The sequence below is a fragment of the Spongiactinospora gelatinilytica genome (assembly GCF_003236385.1).
Classification (GTDB): Bacteria; Actinomycetota; Actinomycetes; order Streptosporangiales; family Streptosporangiaceae; genus Spongiactinospora; species Spongiactinospora gelatinilytica.
The window spans coordinates 19,026-37,144 of the sequence record NZ_POUA01000003.1; the positions used below are offsets into that span (position 1 = coordinate 19,026).

Genomic DNA, 18,119 nt, shown 5'->3' on the forward strand with positions numbered 1-18,119 from the left:
TCTGTCGGCGGACCTTCCGCAGCGCGCGGTCACGCGGATCGGCCGGCAGTGTGCGCCCCCGATGCTCACTTGCCGCCCACCGCCCCGCCGCGGGCGCCTCTCACGGGGGCGTGCCCCCGGATGCCGAGACGCCCGCGTCGCGGGAAAGGTCCGGCGGCTACCTGACCTTGACGGTCGCCTCGCGGCTGACGCCGCTGACCGACACCGACAGAGTCGCGGTGCCGGGCCTGCGGGCGGTCAGCCTGCCGGTCGCCGGGTCGAAGACCGCCACATGGTGACCGCGTGCCGTACGCGGGTCGCCGATGTGCAGGGTGCGCCCGCCCGACCAGGCCACGCCGACCGGGTAGGCCGCCGGCACCTGCCGCCCGCCCTGGGTGACGACGGCGGACACCGCCGCCGACGCGCCCCTGGCCAGCTCGGCGGGCGCGGTGAGGGTCAGCGCGTCCACGTGCGGCCTGGTCTGCGCGGTGAGCCAGCGCGGCCCGCCCGCGAACGGCAGCATCTTGGCGGCCAGCCGGTCCAGCCGCGACACCGGGTCCACGGCGAACATGGTCCAGCCGGTGAAGCCGCCCTGACCCGGCTCGGTGGCCGGGGTTTTGGCGGAGTTGCCGTTCACCAGGTACGGCACGCCGTCCACCCGGGAGGCGTGGAAGGTGCCGACGTGCCCGCCGACGAACGCCGCGCCCTTGCCGGTCCGGTGCTGGAAGTCGGCCAGCCACCGCTCCACCAGCGCGGCCTCCTTGCGGTCGCCGAGCCGGCTGCCCTTGCCGGGGGTGGGGTCGCGCGGCGGGTGGTGCTCGATCAGCACGAACGAGCCGATCGAGTCGTCGCGGGCCGCCTCGTCCAGCGCCCGGCGCAGCCGTTCGATCTGGTCGAAGCCGCCGCCCCTGATCGTGCCGAGCGAGGTGTCCAGGGTGACGAACCTGGTGCCCTTGTGGTCGAAGGTGCGGTGGGTGTCGCCGAAGCGGGCCTTGAAGTTGGCGATGCTCGCGCCCATCACCTCGTGGTTGCCGGGCACGTAGTAGTACGGCAGCGCGCCGCCCAGTTCCTCGTCCAGGATCCGCTTGGCGAGCTGGAAGTCGGCCTCCGACGCCTCGTCCACCAGGTCACCCGCGATCACCAGGAACTCCGGCCCGGCCGCCTTGATCTCGCGCAGCGTGCGCCGCGCGCCCGCCACCAGCGGGGAGTCCGGGTCGCGTGCGACGAACTGCGCGTCGGACATGACCGCGAAGCGCCAGTCGCGGCGGTCCAGCTCGCCGGAGACCAGCCGGTCCTTGACGGCGTCCGGCTCGGGGGCCTCGATGGACGGGGCGACCTGCGCGTACACCTCGTCGATCAGCACGTCGCCGGTGTACTGCCGGTCGGCCTTCAGCTCGATCGTGTAGAAGCGGCTGACCGAGACCGGCTGCGGCAGCCCTGCGGGCACCGGGATCTCGATCTCCTTCCAGCCCTGCCAGGTGATGTACGGGCCGTAGACCGAGGTCGCCTTGCCCGCCGCGTCGATGACGGTGAACGCCGTCCACTCGCCGCGCCCGTGGCCGTAGACCGACAGGCCGAAGGCGCGGGTCTGACCGGGCAGGCCGAGGCTCTGCGGGGCGATGGCGTACGCGGTGCGGGTCGCGGTGGACTTGGTGAAGTCGTAGGACAGCTTCAGCCCGGGGCCGGTACGGCCTTCCGCGACCGGTTCGACGGCGGCGGTGCCGCGCGCCGAGCCCGCCTTCCACCGGGCGCCGTCGCTCATGTCGGCCAGCACCCGCTTCTCCACGCCCACGGTCACCGCGACGGTGGCGGTGTGCCCGCCGGCCCTGACGGTGATCAGGGCGGCCCCGGAGGGGCGCTTGGCGGAGATCGTGTACCCGCCGGACTCGCCCGGCTCGACGGCGAGCAGCGCGGTGTCGTACTCCAGCCGGACGTCGGCGGGCTCGACCGGGGCCGAGTTGCCGTGCTGGTCGTAGCCGACGACGCCGAAGGCGGTCTTGCCCGAGGCGTCCGCGATGTTGACCGACGGGTGGGTGGTGTCCAGCCGGGCCAGCGGGCCCAGGACCTCCAGCTCGACGCTGCCGCGCACCCGGCCGGAGCGGGCGGTCACGGTGGCGGTGCCGGGCAGCGCGGCGCGGAACACGCCGTCGCCGCCCGCCCGGCCGTGGGTGGCCGTCCAGCGGATGTCGCGGGGCGCGCCGGCCGGGCCGTACACCTCGTCGTGGCCGGTGGCGGCGATCGTGCGGGTCATGCCGAGGAAGACCCGGTCGGGACGGCCGCCGGCGACCGGGCCGGTGCCCGGGGCAACCGTGGGGTCCACGGCGGGGCGCACCCAAAGGCCGTGCAGCCTGCCGCTGCCCTTGGGGCGGTGGATCGCCAGGCCGTTGGGCACCAGGCGCTCGGTGCCGTCGTTGGGCTCGTTCTCGATCCGCACGCGCTCGGCGCCGGGCTCGCGGACCGCCATGGTGGCCGAGCCACCGCCGTCGATCTCCAGGCCGACGTGCGCGCCGAGCGCGACGAGCCGGTCGGCCATCTCCGAAAGGGACGCGCCGCGGCTGTTGACGGTGCGGTTGCCGTCCACCGTGACCAGGTACATCTTGGTGCCGTCTGCGTTGAAGCCGAGCGCCATCCTGGCGGCCAGGGTCGTGTCGTCGGCGGGCTGCGCCGCGCCGTCCTTGACCAGCAGGCTCCGGCCGCCGATGGCGGTCCGCGCCGGGCCGGTGTCCTGGCTCGGCCGGGGGCGGTAGGTGATCTCGACGGGGTCGCCGGGGGCGAGCGCGGCGAGCTTGGCGGCTGCGGCCTCGCGGCCGAGCAGGACGGTCGCCCCGGCCGGGACTTCGCCCTCACCCGCGCCTGGGGTCACCCGCTCGACCTTGCCGTCCCTGATCAGGGCCTCGGTCACCTGGGTCACGCCCGGTACCGCCCTGGTGCGCGAGAACGCGCCCCAGCGGGAGTCGTAGGCCCCGATGCCGCCCTGGGGGAGGTCGGTGGCGTTGAGCCGGTCCAGCTTGACCCGCTCGCCGCGGGGGAGTGCGACCGTGCCCTCGAAGAGCATGTCGAGCACGCGCCCGACGCCCTTGGCGTCGATGGTGGCGGCCCTGTTCCAGTCGGCGGACGGGGACTTGATCAGCTTGCCGTCCTGGACGGCCACGCCGAGCGGCGCGCCGGAGTTGTTGATGTCGAAGAAGTCGCCGTTCACGGCGGCCACCGCGCCGGCCTTGTCGGCCATTTCGGTGATCTTGCCGGTTGCGGCGACCTCGCCGGTGTCGAGGTAGCCGACCGTGTTGCCCCTTTTGAGGTCGATGGTCAGCGCGTCGGAGCGTTGCCAGCCGCGCGGGTCGAGGGTGTCGATCGAGTCGATCTCCACGCCGGGCGCGACGGGCCTTTCGGTGTGGAAGGTCTCGACCCGGGAGCCCGCGGCGGCGGCCGGGCCGGCCAGCGTGGTGGCCGCGGGCGGGTGCGACGACGCGCCCATGGCCTGGGACGCGGTGTCGGCGACGGGATCGGACGGCGGCGCGGCCGTGGCGGTGGCGGGTAGTGCCACCAGGCCGAGTACGGCCGCGGCCAGCAGGGCCGCGGTACGGCCCCGGGGAGAGCGATGCCTGGACAGGGGGACCTCCGATGAGGACTGAATCGAGCATCGGAAGTCAACTAGAACACGGTTGACGGAAAATACCCAGAGATCATGAACTAGAGGCGAAAAGTTTCATAGGGTGATACGCCAGGTGTTCACCGCCCGGCTGGTGAAACCGCGCGCAGTGGGGCCGCCCATGACCGTCGGTGTCCTGCGTGATAGGAGTTGACCAGCGGTATCAGGGTGGGGGAGCCATGCGCAAAGAACAGTTCGGCACGCTTGCCTCCGGTCGGCCGGTCGAGCGGTTCACACTCGACGGCGGCGACCGGCTGCGCGTCGCGGTGCTGACGTACGGCGGGATCATCCAGGCGATCGAGACGCCCGACGCGGCCGGGCGCATGGCGGGCGTGGCGCTCGGCTTCGACACCCTGGACGGGTACCTGGAACGCAGTCCCTACTTCGGGGCGCTGGTCGGCCGGTACGCCAACCGCATCGGCGGCGCGGCGTTCACCCTCGACGGCACCGTCCGCGACCTCGCCCCCAACGTGCCGCCCGACACGCTGCACGGCGGGTGGCAGGGCTTCGACAAGCGGATCTGGGACGCCGAGCCGGACGGTGACGGCTCGCTCGCGCTGTCCTACGTGAGCCCCGACGGCGAGGAGGGCTATCCGGGCACGCTGAGCGTCCGGGTGGTCTACACCGTCACCCCGCGGGGAGAGCTGCGCATCGAGTACCGGGCCACCACCGACGCGCCCACGGTGCTCAACCTGACCAACCACTCCTACTTCAACCTCGCCGGAGCGGGCAATGGCGACGTGCTGGACCATGTGGTCACCATCGACGCCGACCACTACCTGCCTGAGGACGACCGGCAGATCCCGACGGGTGAGGTGGCCCCGGTGGCGGGCACGCCGTTCGACTTCACCCGGGCCCGCCGGATCGGCGAGCGCATCGGCGCGGACCACCCGCAGCTTCGCATCGGCAAGGGCTATGACCACTGCTGGGTGTTCAACGACGGCGACGGTGTGCGGGCGCGGGTGGAGGAGCCGGTCTCGGGGCGGTCGCTGGAGGTCCTGACGACCGAGCCGGGGGTGCAGTTCTACACGGGTAACATGCTCGGGTCGGACGGCACGCCGTACGCGCCGCACGCGGCGTTGTGCCTGGAGACCCAGCACTTCCCCGACTCGCCCAACCGGCCGGAGTTCCCCTCCGCGGTGCTGCGGCCCGGGGAGAAGTTCGTCTCGGTCACGACCTACAGGTTCGGGACGGTCGCGTAGCGGGGGTCAACGGGCGAGCAGCCGCTCGACGTCCTCGGGCGTGGCCACCCTGCCGGTGCCGCCCTGCCCGGCCAGGCTGACCGCGGCGGCGGCGGTACCGGCCGCGACGGCGGCGGGCAGGCTCTCGCCTCTGGCCAGCCAGGCGGCGAGCGCCCCCGCGAAATTGTCGCCCGCGCCGGTCTGGTCCACGATGGTGGGCGCGGTACGGGCGGGCACGAGCACCGGCGGGGCGTCGCGCCCGGCGAGCAGCACCCCGCGCTCGCCCATGGTCACCGCCACGGCGGGCGCGCCGAGGTCCAGGCACGCGCGGGCGGTCTTCTCGTGGTCGCCGACACCGAGCAGCGCGGTGCTGTCGCCGGGGCTGGAGATCTTGACCAGCGCGGTGTGCGGGGCGATGTCGCGCAGCACCTGGGCGGCCTGGGCAGGGGTGGTCAGCCGGGCGCGGAAGTTGGGGTCGTAGACGACCCGGCCCGAGGCGAGGCGGGCGGCGTGCCGCACGGCCTGGGCGCACGACTCGGAGATGGCCGCGGCGATGCCGCTGAGCAGCACCACCTTGGCCGAGGCGACGGGGGAGCGGTCCACGTCCGCGGGGCTCAGCCGGGTGGCCGCGCTGCCCTGGCGCAGGTAGCTGAAGGCCCGCTCGCCGGAGGGGTCCGCGCCGACCGCGTACGCGCCGGTGGGCCCGCCGCCGCGGATCATCCAGCCGGTGTCCACCCCGCGCTCGGCGGCGAACCTGATCAGGCGCTCGCCGAACTCGTCGTCGCCCACACGGGTGACCAGCGCGACCCGCGCGCCCAGGGCCGCCGCCGCGACGGACGCGTTGAGCGCGTCACCGGAGAAGGACAGGCGGAAGAGCTCCGCGTCGGTCAGCGGCCGCTCGGAGGAGAACTCCACCAGCGGCTCGCCCAGCACCACCACGTCCACGGTCCGGCTCCTTCGCCCGCTTCAAGTAGCGACATCATGTAGTGAAATATGGTCGTTTGTCACACAACGGGGCGTCACGAGATTATGCCGTACGCCCCTTCGCGCCCGATCTCTGCGATGTCCGGGACGCTCGCCGGTACGGCGCGCCTAGCCGCATCCGGCGTGCCTCCCGCGTAACTTGTTCATCATGGCCACCCGTACGTCCAAGGGCGCCCAGCGGGGACCCCAGAACCAGAAGGGCACCGCGAAGCGCTCGACCTCGTCGAGAACCGGGCAGCGATCCGGGGCCCGCACGACGCCCGCCAAGCGCGGCGCCGCCACCGGGCGGACCAGGGCCGCCCAGGGCCAGGGCGCCCTGCACCAGGACCCGGTCAGCTGGGTCTTCGGGATGCTCGGCAGGCTGTTCGCCGGCGTGTGGCTGCTGTTCGCGCACGGTGTCGGCAGCGCGGCCCGCGCGCTCGGCCACACCGCGCGCGACCTCGACCCCGCGCACCGCCGCGACGGCCTCGGCCTGGCGGTGCTCGCCGGGGCCATCACGCTGGCCGCGATGACCTGGCGGGAGACCCAGGGGGCCGCCTCCGAGCTGGTGAACGCCGTCCTGCGGGGCGTGTTCGGCTCGCTGGCCTGGGCGGTGCCCATCATGCTCGCCCTGCTGGCCTGGCGGTTCCTGCGCCACCCCGACCAGAACGCCGACACCGGCCGGATGGTGATCGGGTGGGCCGCCCTGGTCATCGGCGTGCTCGGCGTGGTCCACGTGGTCAACGACACGCCCTATCCGGCCGGCGGCGACAACGACACCATGGAGAAGGTCTCCGCTGCGGGCGGGATGATCGGCTTCATCGTCTCCGCGCCGCCGGACAGCATCCTGCCGTCGTTCATCACGATCCCGCTGCTGTTGCTCCTGTCCGGGTTCGGGGTGCTGGTGATCACCGCCACGCCGGTGCACCGGGTGCCGGAGCGGCTCGCGGAGATCCGCCACATGCTGTTCCACAAGGAGGGCGACGGCAAGGCCGGCGGCGAGCGCAAGCGCGCGCCGAAGGCGGCGGGCAGGGCCAAGGGCCGGGCGAAGGGCGCCGGCGAGGAGCAGGGCGAGCACGTCAAGCCCTACGACACGCCGATCATGCGGGACGGCGACGAGCGCCGCGAGGGCCACTCGCCGGAGATCGTGCCGGGGCTCGTGGACGAGCCGGAGCCGACCGTACCGCGGCCGGCCGAGCCCGCCCGGGCCGAGCCGTCTGACCAGACCGAACCACTGGAGCCGCCCGCGCCCACCCCCGCGCCGCGCAAGGTCGAGCAGCTCGTGCTGTCGCCGCAGGCCGGCCCCTACGCCCTGCCCGACGTCGCCGCGCTGCGATCGGGAACCGCGCCCAAGCCGCAGACCAAGGCCAACACGGTCGTGGTCAACGCGCTGACCAGCGTCCTTGAGCAGTTCTCGATCGACGCGCAGGTGATCGGGTTCACCCGGGGGCCGACGGTGACCCGGTACGAGATCGAGCTGGGCCCCGCGGTGAAGGTGGAGAAGGTCACCGCGCTCACGAAGAACATCGCCTACGCCGTCAAGTCCGCCGATGTCCGGATCTTGTCGCCCATTCCCGGCAAGTCGGCGATCGGGGTGGAGATCCCCAACACCGACAAGGACCTGGTCTCGCTCGGCGACGTGCTGCGCTCCTCGGTCGCGCAGGCCGACCACCACCCGATGATCGTCGGCCTCGGCAAAGACGTCGAGGGCCGCACGATCGTGGCCAACCTCGCCAAGATGCCGCACCTGCTGATCGCGGGCGCGACCGGCGCCGGTAAGTCCGTCTGCGTCAACGGCCTGATCTCCTCGATCCTGATGCGCGCCACCCCGGACGAGGTCCGCATGGTGCTGGTCGACCCCAAACGGGTCGAACTGAGCGTGTACGAGGGCATCCCGCACCTGATCACGCCGATCATCACCAACCCCAAGAAGGCCGCCGAGGCGCTGGAGTGGGTCGTCGGCGAGATGGACCGCCGCTACGACGACCTGGCCGCCAGCGGCTTCCGGCACGTCGATGAGTTCAACAAGGCGGTCCGGGCGGGCAAGCTGGTCCCGCCGCCGGGCAGCGAGCGGGTCTACCAGCCCTACCCCTACCTGCTGGTGATCATCGACGAGCTGTCCGACCTGATGATGGTCGCCCCCCGCGACGTGGAAGACTCCATCGTCCGCATCACCCAGCTCGCCCGCGCGGCGGGCATCCACCTGGTGATCGCCACCCAGCGCCCGAGCGTGGACGTCGTCACCGGCCTGATCAAGGCCAACGTGCCGTCCCGGCTGGCCTTCGCCACCTCCTCGCTGTCGGACTCGCGGGTCATCCTGGACCAGCCGGGCGCCGAGAAGCTGGTGGGGCAGGGCGACGCGCTGTTCCTGCCGATGGGCGCGAGCAAGCCGATGCGGCTGCAGAACGCGTTCATCTCGGAGAAGGAGATCACCGAGGTCGTCGGGCACTGCAAGGGCCAGATGCAGGCCGAGTACCGCGACGACGTGGCCGTCGCGGCCAGTGCCAAGCGGGAGATCGACGAGGACATCGGCGACGACCTCGACCTGCTGATCCAGGCCGCCGAGCTGGTGGTGACCACGCAGTTCGGCTCGACCTCGATGCTCCAGCGCAAGCTGCGGGTCGGCTTCGCCAAGGCGGGGCGGCTGATGGACCTGCTGGAGAGCCGCGAGGTGGTCGGGCCCAGCGAGGGCTCCAAGGCCCGCGAAGTGCTGGTCAAACCGGACGATCTGCCGGGCCTGCTGGCGATCCTGCGCGGAGAGTGACCCCCGATGTGCGGTACGCGAGCCGTTGCTGGTTGAATGTGACTTACTACGCAACGTCAGGGGGAGGCGTTCGTATGGATGGGCGTAGCGAGAGCATCGGATCGGTACTGGCGCGTGCGCGGCGGTCCGCGGGGTTGACGGTCGGGCAGGTGAGCGCGCGGACACGCATCAGCGAGTCGCTCATCCACGCGCTGGAACGCGACGACTTCTCCCCGTGCGGGGGCGACTTCTACGGACGCGGGCACGTGCGCAACATCGCCAAGGCGGTGGGCCTGGATCCGGAGGCCGTGGTGCGCGCGTACGACGAGGCGGCGGGCGGCGGGCCGGCGCCGGTGCGCGCCTCGGCCGTGTTCCAGGCCGACCGGCGGATCAGGTTGCGCGAGCGGCGCTCGCTCAACTGGAGCATGGCCCTGGCCATCGCGCTCGGCATCGCGATCGTGTTCGGCGTGGTGCGGCTGATGGGCGGCGCGGGCGACGTCAACGTGGCCGAGGTCCGGCCGGCCCCGCCCAAGCCGAGCGCCTCGCCGCCCGCCGTGCCGCCGCGCAACGCGGCCGCCGCGGCGCCCGTCCGGCCGGGCGACATGGTCGTGGTGGAGGTCAGGGCGAGCAAGACCACCCGGGTGACCGCTCGTGACGCCAAGGATCGCACGCTGTTCTCCGGGCGGCTGAAGCGCGGCGCGACCGCCACCTGGCGGGCCAGGTCGGAGGTCGTCCTGGAGATCGGCAACGCCGGGGCGGTGTCCGTGCGGGTCAACGGCAAGGACCTCGGGGTCCCCGGCCCGCTCGGGGAAACGGTCACCCGTACCTACAAACCCCGCTGAGCCGCGGTTGCCGGGCGGACACTTGCCGTTATCTTCGGGTCTATCCGCTATATCGGGCACAACCTCGCCGGGGCGGGGCTCAGGTAGGGGGCAACTGCCGATACCGTAGTGTCACCATGTCATCCCGCCGAACCGCATCGCTGATCACACTGGGCTGCGCGCGCAACGAGGTCGACTCCGAGGAGCTCGCCGCGCGACTTGAGGCTGCCGGTTGGCGCCTCGGCGACGACGATCCCGACGTGATCGTCGTCAACACCTGCGGCTTCATCGAGTCGGCGAAGAAGGATTCGATCGACACGATCCTCGCCGCCGCCGACGCGGGCGCCAAAGTGGTGGCCGCGGGCTGTATGGCCGAGCGGTACGGCGAGCAGCTCGCCGACGCCCTGCCCGAAGCGTCCGCGGTGCTGTCCTTCGACGACTACACCGAGATCGGCGCCCGCCTCGACGACGTCGTCGCGGGCCGCCCGCTGGCGGCGCACAGCCCGCGCGACCGCCGCACCCTGCTGCCCATCTCCCCGGTCCAGCGCGCCGCCGCCGCGCCCGCGCACGCCATTCCCGGCCACGGTGAGCTGCCTCCGGGCATCGCCCCGGCCAGCGGCCCCAGGCCGCTGCGCAAACGCATGGACGACGGCCCGGTGGCCGCGCTCAAGCTGGCCTCCGGCTGCGACCGGCGCTGCACCTTCTGCGCCATCCCCTCCTTCCGCGGCGCCTACGTCTCGCGCCGCCCCGACGAGCTGCTCGCCGAGGCCGCCTGGCTGGCCCGGGAGGGGGTCAAGGAGCTCGTCCTGGTCAGCGAGAACTCCACCTCCTACGGCAAGGACCTCGGCGACCTGCGCGCGCTGGAGAAGCTGCTGCCCGCGCTGGCCGAGGTCGAGGGCGTGGAGCGGGTGCGGGTGAGCTACCTGCAGCCCGCCGAGCTGCGGCCGGGGCTGCTCAGCGTGATCGCCGCCACCGAGGGCGTGGCGCCCTACTTCGACCTGTCCTTCCAGCACGCCAGCGGCACCGTGCTGCGCCGGATGCGGCGCTTCGGCGACCCGCGGCGCTTCCTGGAGCTGCTGGAGCGCATCCGCGCCGAGGCCCCGGAGGCCGGTGTGCGCTCCAACTTCATCGTCGGCTTCCCCGGCGAGACCGAGGAGGAGTTCGCCGAGCTGACCGGCTTCCTCCAGGAGGCCAGGCTCGACGTGGCCGGCGTGTTCGGCTACTCCGACGAGGAGGGCACCGAGGCCGCCGGGATGGCCGGCAAGCTGGACCAGGAGGTCGTGGACGCCCGGGTGGCCGCCCTCACCGAGCTGGCCGAGGAGCTGACCGCCCAGCGGGCCGAGGAGCGCATCGGCACCGAGGTCGACGTGCTGATCGAGGCCGACCTCGGCGACGGCGGCTATGAGGGCCGGGCCGCCCACCAGGGCCCGGAGGTGGACGGGTCGGTGACGGTCCAGGGCATCGGCCTGCGGCCCGGCGAGATCGTCCGCGCCGTGGTGGTGGACGCCGAGGGAGTCGATCTCATCGCCCGGATCAAGGCCGGTCCATGACCGAGACGCCGGACGCGACGACGCCGGCCAAAGGCCGCCGCGTGAGCCCGTGGAACGTCGCCAACGTTCTCACGGTCGTCCGTCTGGTGCTCGTCCCCTTCTTCGTCGCCTGCCTGTTCCTGCCGGGCACCGGCTGGCGGGTGGCGGCGCTCGTGCTGTTCGTGATCGCGTCGCTGACCGACCGGCTGGACGGCGAGCTGGCCAGGCGCTACGGCCTGGTCACCGACTTCGGCAAGATCGCCGACCCGATCGCCGACAAGGCGCTGATCGGCGCGGCGCTGATCAGCCTGTCCCTGCTGGACGAGCTGCCCTGGTGGGTGACCGCGGCCATCGTGGTCAGGGAGCTGGGGGTCACGCTGCTGCGGTTCGCGGTGATCAGGCACGGCGTGATCCCGGCGAGCTACGGCGGCAAGGTCAAGACCGTGCTCCAGGTCGTCGCGATCGGCCTCTACATCTGGCCCGGCGTCTATGACCCGCTGCGCTGGATTTTGATGGCGGGCGCGCTGGCGGTGACGCTCGTCACAGGAATCGACTACGTCGTGCGCGCGGTGCGCCTTCAGCAGGTGGCCCGTAAGGCCCGTGGCGGGTGAACATGGATCACTTGAATGAGATTCGGGTACAGACAGCGGAGAAAGCGGTTGATCTGCTGATAGATGAGCGTGAGGCGAACATGAGGGAACATTCCCGGTGATTACCGTGTTACGTCACCAGCGAACATGCTCCTTACGGTCTGCCGCCACGTCGGTGGATGCGGGTACGGTGGAGCTGTGAGTGAGGTCCGTAAGCCATCGGCGAAAAGCGACTACAGCGGGAGCCCGGCCGGCGGGCCCACGGGAACGGTGATGACGGCGAGGAGCATGTACGAGGGTCACAGAGATGGGCGGCACGAACCGATCGCGCGAAGTGGTGTGAAGGCACCCGCACCGGGGAGGGAACGACAGATGGTCCTGCTGCGACAACTGCTCGGTGACGTGCTACGGCGACTTCGCGTGCGGCAGGGCCGCACGTTGCGAGAGGTCTCTACGCTGGCGCGCGTCTCGCTCGGCTACCTCTCGGAGGTCGAGCGCGGTCAGAAGGAGGCGTCCTCCGAGCTGCTCGCGTCCATCTGTGGCGCACTCGGGGTCCCCCTGTCACAGGTGCTGCGCGAGGTCTCCGACCAGTTCGCGCTCGCCGAGCTGCAGGCCGCCCCCGTCATGGCCGACGTGCCCGAGCACGAGCGCCTGTCCATCGGCGAGGGTGTCGGGAGCGGTATCTCCAGCACCGTCTTCCCCGAGGTCAAGGACATGGTCGCGGCCTGAGGGCCGCGTTGACCGGCTACCGCGGCTGGCAGGCGGGGCACCAGTAGACCAGCCGCTCTGGCGAGCGTGTCGCGGGCGCGCCGCCCAGGTGGGTCACGCCCACCCGTGTGCCGCAGCGCCGGCACGGCCGTCCGCCGCGGCCGTAGACCCAGGTGCCCCTGCCCGGTCGCCGATCACCCGTCGTGACCGTCGCGGCGCGTTCCCGGCCGGCCAAGAGCAGTCGGTGCGCCAGGTCCGCCAGGCGTTCCAGGTCGTCCACCCGCGCGACCGGCCGCCACGGTGAGATCCCGGCCAGAAAGAGCGTCTCGGCCCGGTAGATCGTCCCGATCCCGGCGAGGTTGCGCTGGTCGAGCAGGGCCTCGCCGATCGTGTTCTCCGCACCAGCGTCGGCCCAGGCGGCGAGCCGTGCCGCGGCGAGCGCCGCGTCCCAGTCGGGGCCCAGCAGATCCGGCCCCAGATGGCCGACCACATCGTCCTCACGCGCGGTGGGCAGCAGGTCCACCACGCCCAGCCGCACGCCCACGGCGACCTGGGCGGCGTTGCCGAGCACCAGGCGCACCACGTCGCCCGGCGGGAGGCGGCGCCCCGCGGGGAGCACCCGCCAGGAGCCGTCCATCCGCAGGTGGGTGTGCACGGTCAGCCCGCCGTCCACGCGGGTCAGCAGATGTTTGCCCCGGGAGACCGTCTCGATGACCGTACGGCCGGTCAGATCGGCCGTGGCGTGCTTGGGGACCCGGAAGTCACTGCGGGTCAGCACGCGGCCGTCCAGCGCCGCGCGCAGGCGTACGGCGGTGCGGTAGACGGCGTCGCCCTCCGGCACGGCTCACACCCTTCCCGCGGGCGGGGTCAGTCCCAGGCCGCGGGGTCGGCGGCCAGCTTGCGCACCCGGTCGGGCAGCGTGCCCGAGCAGACGTTGGCCAGCGTCACCTCTTCCAGGATCGCCCGCTCGCTGGCGCGCAGCGCGATCCACACCTCCTGGAGCGACTCGGCCGCGCCCCGGTAGCCCACGTGCTCGGGGCGCTCGCCCCGGACGTTGGCCAGCGGGCCGTCCACGGCACGGATGACGTCGGCGAGGGAGATCTCGGTGGCCGGGCGGGCCAGCACGTAGCCCCCCTCTGGTCCGCGCTGGCCACGAACGAGCCCGGCACGGCGCATCTGGAGCAGGATGTTCTCCAAGTACTTGGGGGGCATGTCCTGCTCCTTGGCCAGCTCGCCCACCGTGGTCGGGCCGGCACCTGCGGCGGCGAGCTCGGCGGCGGCGCGTAGGGCGTAGTCGACACGAGCGGAAAGGCGCATGTTGTCGATTATCCCGCCTGGAGAACAGTGGTCGGGCGCAGGGGCCGCCGGAAGGGCATTCTGACCTTGGCGCTGACCGTGGCGGATGGCCCATCCCGGACGCCGGGGCATCCGCCGCGCGCAGTTGATCGACACTCCGGCGAGGTGTGTTCTAGCGTGGACGAGGGTCCGTTACGCTGGGCGTGCAACTAACAGGAAGCCTTACTAATGACTCCGCCAGCTAATCTGTGCTCGATGAAGGCGGCGGGAACACGGCGATCAGAGAGCATGGGTATGGAGCGACGTCCTGGGGTGCCCAGGTTGCTGCGGGAGATCAACGATCGGGCCGCCCTGGAGCTGCTGCTGTCCTCTGGTCCCCTCACGCGGGGCCAGATCGGCGAGATGACCGGCCTTTCCAAGGTGACCGCGTCCCAGACGCTGGCCCGGCTGGAGGATCGCGGCCTGGTCGAGGTGGTCGGCGAGCTCGCCGGAGGCCGAGGTCCCAACGCCGCCCTGTACGCGGTGGTCGCCTCCTCCGCGTACGTCGCGGGGCTCGACGTCGGCCCGGAGAGCGTCACCACCGCCGTCGCCGACATCCACGGTGACATCGTGGCCGAGGTGACCGTGACCCCCGACGGTCACGAGGATCCGGTGGCCGTGGTCCACAGCGGTGTGGTCAAGGCGTGCCGTTCGGCGAAGGTGTCGCTGGCCAAACTGCGCGGGGTCGTGATCGGCACACCGGGCGTGGTCGATCCGCGCAGCGGCGACGTGCGCTTCTCCTTCGACCTGCCCGGCTGGCACGAGGGCATCCACGAGGCGCTGGCGCGCGACCTGCGCCGCGAGGTCGTCATCGAGAACGACGTCAACCTCGCCGCGGTCGCCGAGTACGCGGGCGGCGCGGCGCGCGAGGCCGACGACTTCGTGCTCGTCTGGGTGGGCCGGGGGCTCGGCCTGGCCGTGATGCTGGGCGGCCGGCTGCACCGGGGCCGCTCGGGCAGCGCCGGTGAGATCGGCTACCTGCCGGTGCCCGGGGTGCCGCTGGCTGAGGACGTGCGGGCCATCCCCGGCCGGTTGCCCTCGCTGGCCGGCGGCCTGCAGTCGCTGGTCAGCGTGGAGGCGGTGACCGAGCTGGCCGAGACCTACGGGTTCACCGGGGCCCGGCAGGCCGAGTGCGTGGCGGCGGCGGTCAAGGCGGGGCCGGAGGGCGAGCCGCTGCTCGACGAGATCGCCGCGAGGCTCGCGCTGGGGGTCGCCTCGGTGTGCGTGGTGCTCGACCCCGGACTGGTGGTCCTGGGCGGCGATGTGAGCCGTGCGGGCGGCACGGCGCTGTCCTCCCGCGTGGAGGAGGCGGTCGCGCGGATCTGCCCCATCCGTCCCCAGGTGGTGCCGAGCGAGCAGACCGGCAACCCGGTGCTGCGCGGCGCAGTCCTGGCGGCGTTGGAGCGTGCCCGCGAGGAGGTCTTCTCTTCCTAGGGGGCCTTACGACGGCTGTCCGGCGCTCCTGCCGGACAGCACCTCGGCGGCGGCGGTGCCACACGCCCGGGAGGACCCGAAGGTCGCGATGTGGTGCGCGCCCGGGGTGGCCGGGCTGGGGCGGCCCATCTCCACGATCACGGCGTCCGGCCGGTGAGAAAGCACGGTCTCGATCGCCGCGGCCACCCAGCCGTGCCTGGTCGCGTCGCGGCACGCGACCACCAGCGGCCGGCCCAGCGCGAACGCGATCTCAAAGCCCAGCAGCCCGGCCTGCCCCGGGTCCAGGCGCACCGCCGTGGTGCCCGGCATGAGCCCCGCGAGCGGCCCGGCCACGCCCCATCCGGTGTTGCGGTCCACCGCCAGGCTGGTGACCGAGTTCAGCTCGATGACGTGCGGAGGTACGGCCAGCGGCAACGGCCCCGCGTGCTCCTTGGAGGTCAGCCGCACGGCCCTGCGCGCCGCCGCGACCCCGACCCCCGGTTCGGCCTCTCCGCAGCCCTGGCGCGGCACGGCGGCCCAGGCGGCCAGCGCCCGCACCCGGGCGGCGGCCTCAGCCAGCCGTTCCTCGGGCAGCGCGCCCTCGCGGACCGCGCCCACGATCGCGTTGCGCAGCATGTCCACCAGCCCGGGGGAGGTGTTCTCGCCGCCCACGCAGATCACGTCGGCGCCGGCGGCCAGCGCGCGTACCGCGGTCATGCCGAGGCCGTAGCGCAGCGACAGCGAGGGCATCTCGATGCCGTCGGTGACGATCAGGCCCTCGAAGCCGAGTTCGCCGCGGAGCAGGTCGGTGAGGATGCGCGCGCTCATCGTGGCCGGCCAGTGCGGGTCGAGCGCCGGGACGAGCAGGTGCCCGGTCATGATCGAGCGCACGCCCGCCCGGATCGCGGTGCGGAACGGCGAGAGCGCGACCCTGGCCAGTTCGCCGGCCGAGGCGGTGACCGCGGGCAGGTCGTCGTGGGAGTCGACGGTCGTGCCGCCGTGCCCGGGGAAGTGCTTGGCGCAGGCGGCCACCCCCGCCTCCTGTAGGCCGGTGACCCAGGCGCGGGTGTGCCGGGCGACCAGCCACGGATCGCCGCCGAAGGCCCGGGTGCCGACGACCGGGTTGTCGGCGTAGTTGACGTCGGCCACCGGCGCGTAGTTGAGCGTGATGCCCGCCCGGGCGAGCGCGCCGCCCACATCGCGCGCCACGGCCTCGGTGAGGCCGGGGTCGTCCACCGCGCCGAGCGCCAGGTTGCCGGGGCGCGAGCTGCCGGCCGCCACCTCCAGCCGGGTGACGTCACCGGCCTCCTCGTCGGTCGCGATGACGATCTCGGGGTTTTCCGCTCGCAGGGCCGCGGTGAGTCTGGCAAGCTGGTCGGGACCGGTGATGTTCCGGGCGAAAAGCGTGACGCCGCCGAGCCCGAGGCCCAGGCGGCGCCGGATCCAGTCGGGCGGGGTGGTGCCGATGAACCCTGGTTGCAGTACACAGTCGGCGAGTCGTGCCAGGTCGGCGCTCGCGACGTCTCGGGCGGTCTCGATGGTCATCGTGTCTCCGTCTCCGTGACGCGAGGGGCGGCGGCCATGTTTCGGCCGCATCACCTGTTTAGCATCGACTCCTCTATTAAACAAGAAACTTTACTAACAAATATCTGCCGAGGCCCTTGTCAAAGCACCTGTCAGGATGTCGTGGCAGCCTTGACGAGGTCGGGGAAGAGAAGTTCGGCGGCGGCCCGGGCGTTGGGGCGCGCGGCGCCGTACGTCGCGATGTAGACCGCGCTGTCCGGACGCCAGACAGGCAGTCCCATCTCCACGACCGCGGCGTCCGGGCGGGCCGCCACCAGCGCCGCCATCAGGGCCCGGCTCGACTCATGCCGGTGGGCGTCCTTGGTCACGATCACCAGTGAGCGGTCCTTGGCGCGTTCCAGGAGGGATTCCGGTTCCTCCTGGCCGGGGGTGACCCGGACGACCTCGGCGGCCTGCAGCCACGGCGCGAACCCCCACGGCACCTCGCCCACCGCGATGGTCGGCGGCGTTTCCAGCTCCACGACCAGCGGATCGACCGGCGCCGGCGGCGTCCCGGTGAGGCTGAGCGCACGCCGGGCCGCGGCCAGGCCGATGACCTGCCCGCCGGGCACGGCGGGCCGGGGCTCGGCGAACCACGCGTGCAGCGCCGCCACGCGCGCGGCCGACTCCGCCAGCCGCTCGACCGGCAGGCGGCCGTCCTGGGCGGCCTGCGCGATGCCCGCGATGACCGCACGGACGTCGTCATAGGTCGGCAGCGGGCCGAGGCAGAGCAGGTCGGCCCCGGCGGCCAGGGACATCACCGCGCCACCGGCCAGGCCGTAGGCGTCGGTGATCGCCCGCATGTCCAGCGCGTCGGAGACGATCACGCCGGCGAAGCCCAGCTCCTCGCGGAGCAGGCCGGTCAGCGCGGCGGAGGAGAGCGTGGCGGGTGCCTCACCGGTCAGGACGGGCACCCGGACGTGGGCGGTCATCACCGACCTGGCCCCCGCCCCGATCGCCGCCCGGAACGGCACCAGCTCACGTGCGCGCAGTACGTCGAGCCCGGCGTCCACCAGTGGGATCTCCAGGTGGGAGTCCTGCAAGGTGGCGCCGTGCCCGGGGAAGTGTTTTACGCAGGCGGCGACTCCGGCCGCCTGCAGGCCCTCCACGGCGGCCACGGTGTGCCTGGCCACCAGCGTGGGGTCGTTTCCGAAGGCGCGGGTGCCGATCACCGGGTTGTCGTCGGCGGTGTTCACGTCGGCGTCCGGCGCCATGTTCAGGTTGATCCCGCACAGGGCGAGTTCGCCGGCGATCGCGTGGTAGACCTCGCGGGTGAGTCCCACGTCGTCCACCGCGCCCAGGGCGGCGTTGCCCGGGTAGGGGCTTCCGGTGTGGTAGGCGAGCCGGGTGACGTCGCCGCCTTCCTCGTCCAGCGAGATGACCAGGTCGCCGGCCTCGCGCAGGCGGCCGGTCAGCGCGGACAACTGGGCGGGATCGGCCACGTTGAAGCCGAACAGGGTGACGCCGCCGAGGCCGCGTTCGGTCTCGGCGAGCACCCACTCGGGGACGGTGGTGCCCTGGAAGGCGACGAGCAGGGGGCCGGCGGCCAGGCGGTACAGCTCCCGGTCGATCGGCCCGGTCGGGCGGCTCGCGGAGTTTTCGGGCATGGCTCGGCTCCTACGGATGGTTCGGAGTGACGGACGGT

13 protein-coding genes are annotated in these 18,119 nt (G+C 72.7%); 7 read left to right on the forward strand and 6 right to left on the reverse strand.

Annotation, left to right across the window (positions count from 1 at the left end; translation table 11 throughout):
- Positions 1-157 precede the first annotated feature (157 nt).
- The gene (locus tag C1I98_RS00715; protein WP_233506932.1) at positions 158-3,523 is read right to left on the reverse strand and encodes a phosphodiester glycosidase family protein; all 3,366 of its coding nucleotides are present in this window, start codon (positions 3,521-3,523) and stop codon (positions 158-160) included.
- Positions 3,524-3,807: 284 nt separating this feature from the next.
- Here C1I98_RS00715 and C1I98_RS00720 point away from each other — a divergent pair, with 284 nt between their 5' ends.
- Complete coding sequence (locus C1I98_RS00720) at positions 3,808-4,830, forward strand: aldose epimerase family protein (RefSeq protein WP_111165087.1); 1,023 nt, start codon at positions 3,808-3,810, stop codon at positions 4,828-4,830.
- 6 nt (positions 4,831-4,836) lie between these two features.
- Here the strand turns inward: C1I98_RS00720 and C1I98_RS00725 are convergent, their stop codons facing one another.
- Entirely contained in the window at positions 4,837-5,754 is a 918-nt protein-coding gene (locus tag C1I98_RS00725; RefSeq protein ID WP_199536633.1) for a sugar kinase, read from the reverse strand.
- Between the two features lie 187 nt (positions 5,755-5,941).
- Here C1I98_RS00725 and C1I98_RS00730 point away from each other — a divergent pair, with 187 nt between their 5' ends.
- From C1I98_RS00730 to C1I98_RS00750, 5 genes are all read left to right on the forward strand, one after another.
- Positions 5,942-8,536 (forward strand): FtsK/SpoIIIE family DNA translocase, encoded by a 2,595-nt coding sequence (locus C1I98_RS00730; protein ID WP_111165117.1) that lies wholly within the window; start codon positions 5,942-5,944, stop codon positions 8,534-8,536.
- 74 nt (positions 8,537-8,610) lie between these two features.
- Positions 8,611-9,357, forward strand: coding sequence for a helix-turn-helix domain-containing protein (locus C1I98_RS00735; RefSeq protein WP_111165088.1), 747 nt, complete (start codon positions 8,611-8,613; stop codon positions 9,355-9,357).
- A gap of 116 nt (positions 9,358-9,473) precedes the next feature.
- Positions 9,474-10,886 carry a 30S ribosomal protein S12 methylthiotransferase RimO gene (gene rimO / locus C1I98_RS00740; protein WP_111165089.1) on the forward strand — a complete coding sequence of 471 codons (1,413 nt, stop codon included), beginning with the start codon at positions 9,474-9,476 and terminating at the stop codon, positions 10,884-10,886.
- Complete coding sequence (gene pgsA, locus C1I98_RS00745; RefSeq protein WP_111165090.1) at positions 10,883-11,476, forward strand: CDP-diacylglycerol--glycerol-3-phosphate 3-phosphatidyltransferase; 594 nt, start codon at positions 10,883-10,885, stop codon at positions 11,474-11,476. Before rimO ends, pgsA begins: the two co-directional genes overlap by 4 nt.
- A gap of 351 nt (positions 11,477-11,827) precedes the next feature.
- Positions 11,828-12,184 (forward strand): helix-turn-helix domain-containing protein, encoded by a 357-nt coding sequence (locus C1I98_RS00750; RefSeq protein WP_111165091.1) that lies wholly within the window; start codon positions 11,828-11,830, stop codon positions 12,182-12,184.
- 16 nt (positions 12,185-12,200) lie between these two features.
- Here the strand turns inward: C1I98_RS00750 and C1I98_RS00755 are convergent, their stop codons facing one another.
- A complete protein-coding gene (locus C1I98_RS00755; protein WP_111165092.1) occupies positions 12,201-13,004 on the reverse strand; it encodes a DNA-formamidopyrimidine glycosylase family protein in 804 nt (267 codons plus the stop codon).
- A 26-nt stretch (positions 13,005-13,030) separates the two neighbouring features.
- The gene (locus C1I98_RS00760; RefSeq protein WP_111165093.1) at positions 13,031-13,480 is read right to left on the reverse strand and encodes an RrF2 family transcriptional regulator; all 450 of its coding nucleotides are present in this window, start codon (positions 13,478-13,480) and stop codon (positions 13,031-13,033) included.
- A 273-nt stretch (positions 13,481-13,753) separates the two neighbouring features.
- On the opposite strand from C1I98_RS00760, the gene C1I98_RS00765 reads away from it, so the two are divergent.
- Positions 13,754-14,932: an ROK family transcriptional regulator gene (locus tag C1I98_RS00765; protein ID WP_111165094.1), complete on the forward strand. Its 1,179-nt coding sequence runs from the start codon at positions 13,754-13,756 to the stop codon at positions 14,930-14,932.
- A gap of 6 nt (positions 14,933-14,938) precedes the next feature.
- On the opposite strand, the gene C1I98_RS00770 is transcribed toward C1I98_RS00765, so the two are convergent.
- Positions 14,939-16,456 carry a glycoside hydrolase family 3 protein gene (locus tag C1I98_RS00770; protein WP_111165095.1) on the reverse strand — a complete coding sequence of 506 codons (1,518 nt, stop codon included), beginning with the start codon at positions 16,454-16,456 and terminating at the stop codon, positions 14,939-14,941.
- A gap of 131 nt (positions 16,457-16,587) precedes the next feature.
- Positions 16,588-18,081: a glycoside hydrolase family 3 protein gene (locus C1I98_RS00775; RefSeq protein ID WP_111165096.1), complete on the reverse strand. Its 1,494-nt coding sequence runs from the start codon at positions 18,079-18,081 to the stop codon at positions 16,588-16,590.
- Between the last annotated feature and the right edge of the window lie 38 nt (positions 18,082-18,119).

What these genes read in the sequence shown, in the direction of transcription:
- C1I98_RS00720 (WP_111165087.1), top strand. Translation starts at nt 3,808, where the DNA reads ATGCGCAAAGAACAGTTCGGCACGCTTGCCTCCGGTCGGCCGGTCGAG.
- C1I98_RS00730 (WP_111165117.1), top strand. Translation starts at nt 5,942, where the DNA reads ATGGCCACCCGTACGTCCAAGGGCGCCCAGCGGGGACCCCAGAACCAG.
- C1I98_RS00735 (WP_111165088.1), top strand. Translation starts at nt 8,611, where the DNA reads ATGGATGGGCGTAGCGAGAGCATCGGATCGGTACTGGCGCGTGCGCGG.
- rimO (WP_111165089.1), top strand. Translation starts at nt 9,474, where the DNA reads ATGTCATCCCGCCGAACCGCATCGCTGATCACACTGGGCTGCGCGCGC.
- pgsA (WP_111165090.1), top strand. Translation starts at nt 10,883, where the DNA reads ATGACCGAGACGCCGGACGCGACGACGCCGGCCAAAGGCCGCCGCGTG.
- C1I98_RS00750 (WP_111165091.1), top strand. Translation starts at nt 11,828, where the DNA reads ATGGTCCTGCTGCGACAACTGCTCGGTGACGTGCTACGGCGACTTCGC.
- C1I98_RS00760 (WP_111165093.1), bottom strand. Translation starts at nt 13,480, where the DNA reads ATGCGCCTTTCCGCTCGTGTCGACTACGCCCTACGCGCCGCCGCCGAG.
- C1I98_RS00765 (WP_111165094.1), top strand. Translation starts at nt 13,754, where the DNA reads ATGGAGCGACGTCCTGGGGTGCCCAGGTTGCTGCGGGAGATCAACGAT.
- C1I98_RS00770 (WP_111165095.1), bottom strand. Translation starts at nt 16,456, where the DNA reads ATGACCATCGAGACCGCCCGAGACGTCGCGAGCGCCGACCTGGCACGA.
- C1I98_RS00775 (WP_111165096.1), bottom strand. Translation starts at nt 18,081, where the DNA reads ATGCCCGAAAACTCCGCGAGCCGCCCGACCGGGCCGATCGACCGGGAG.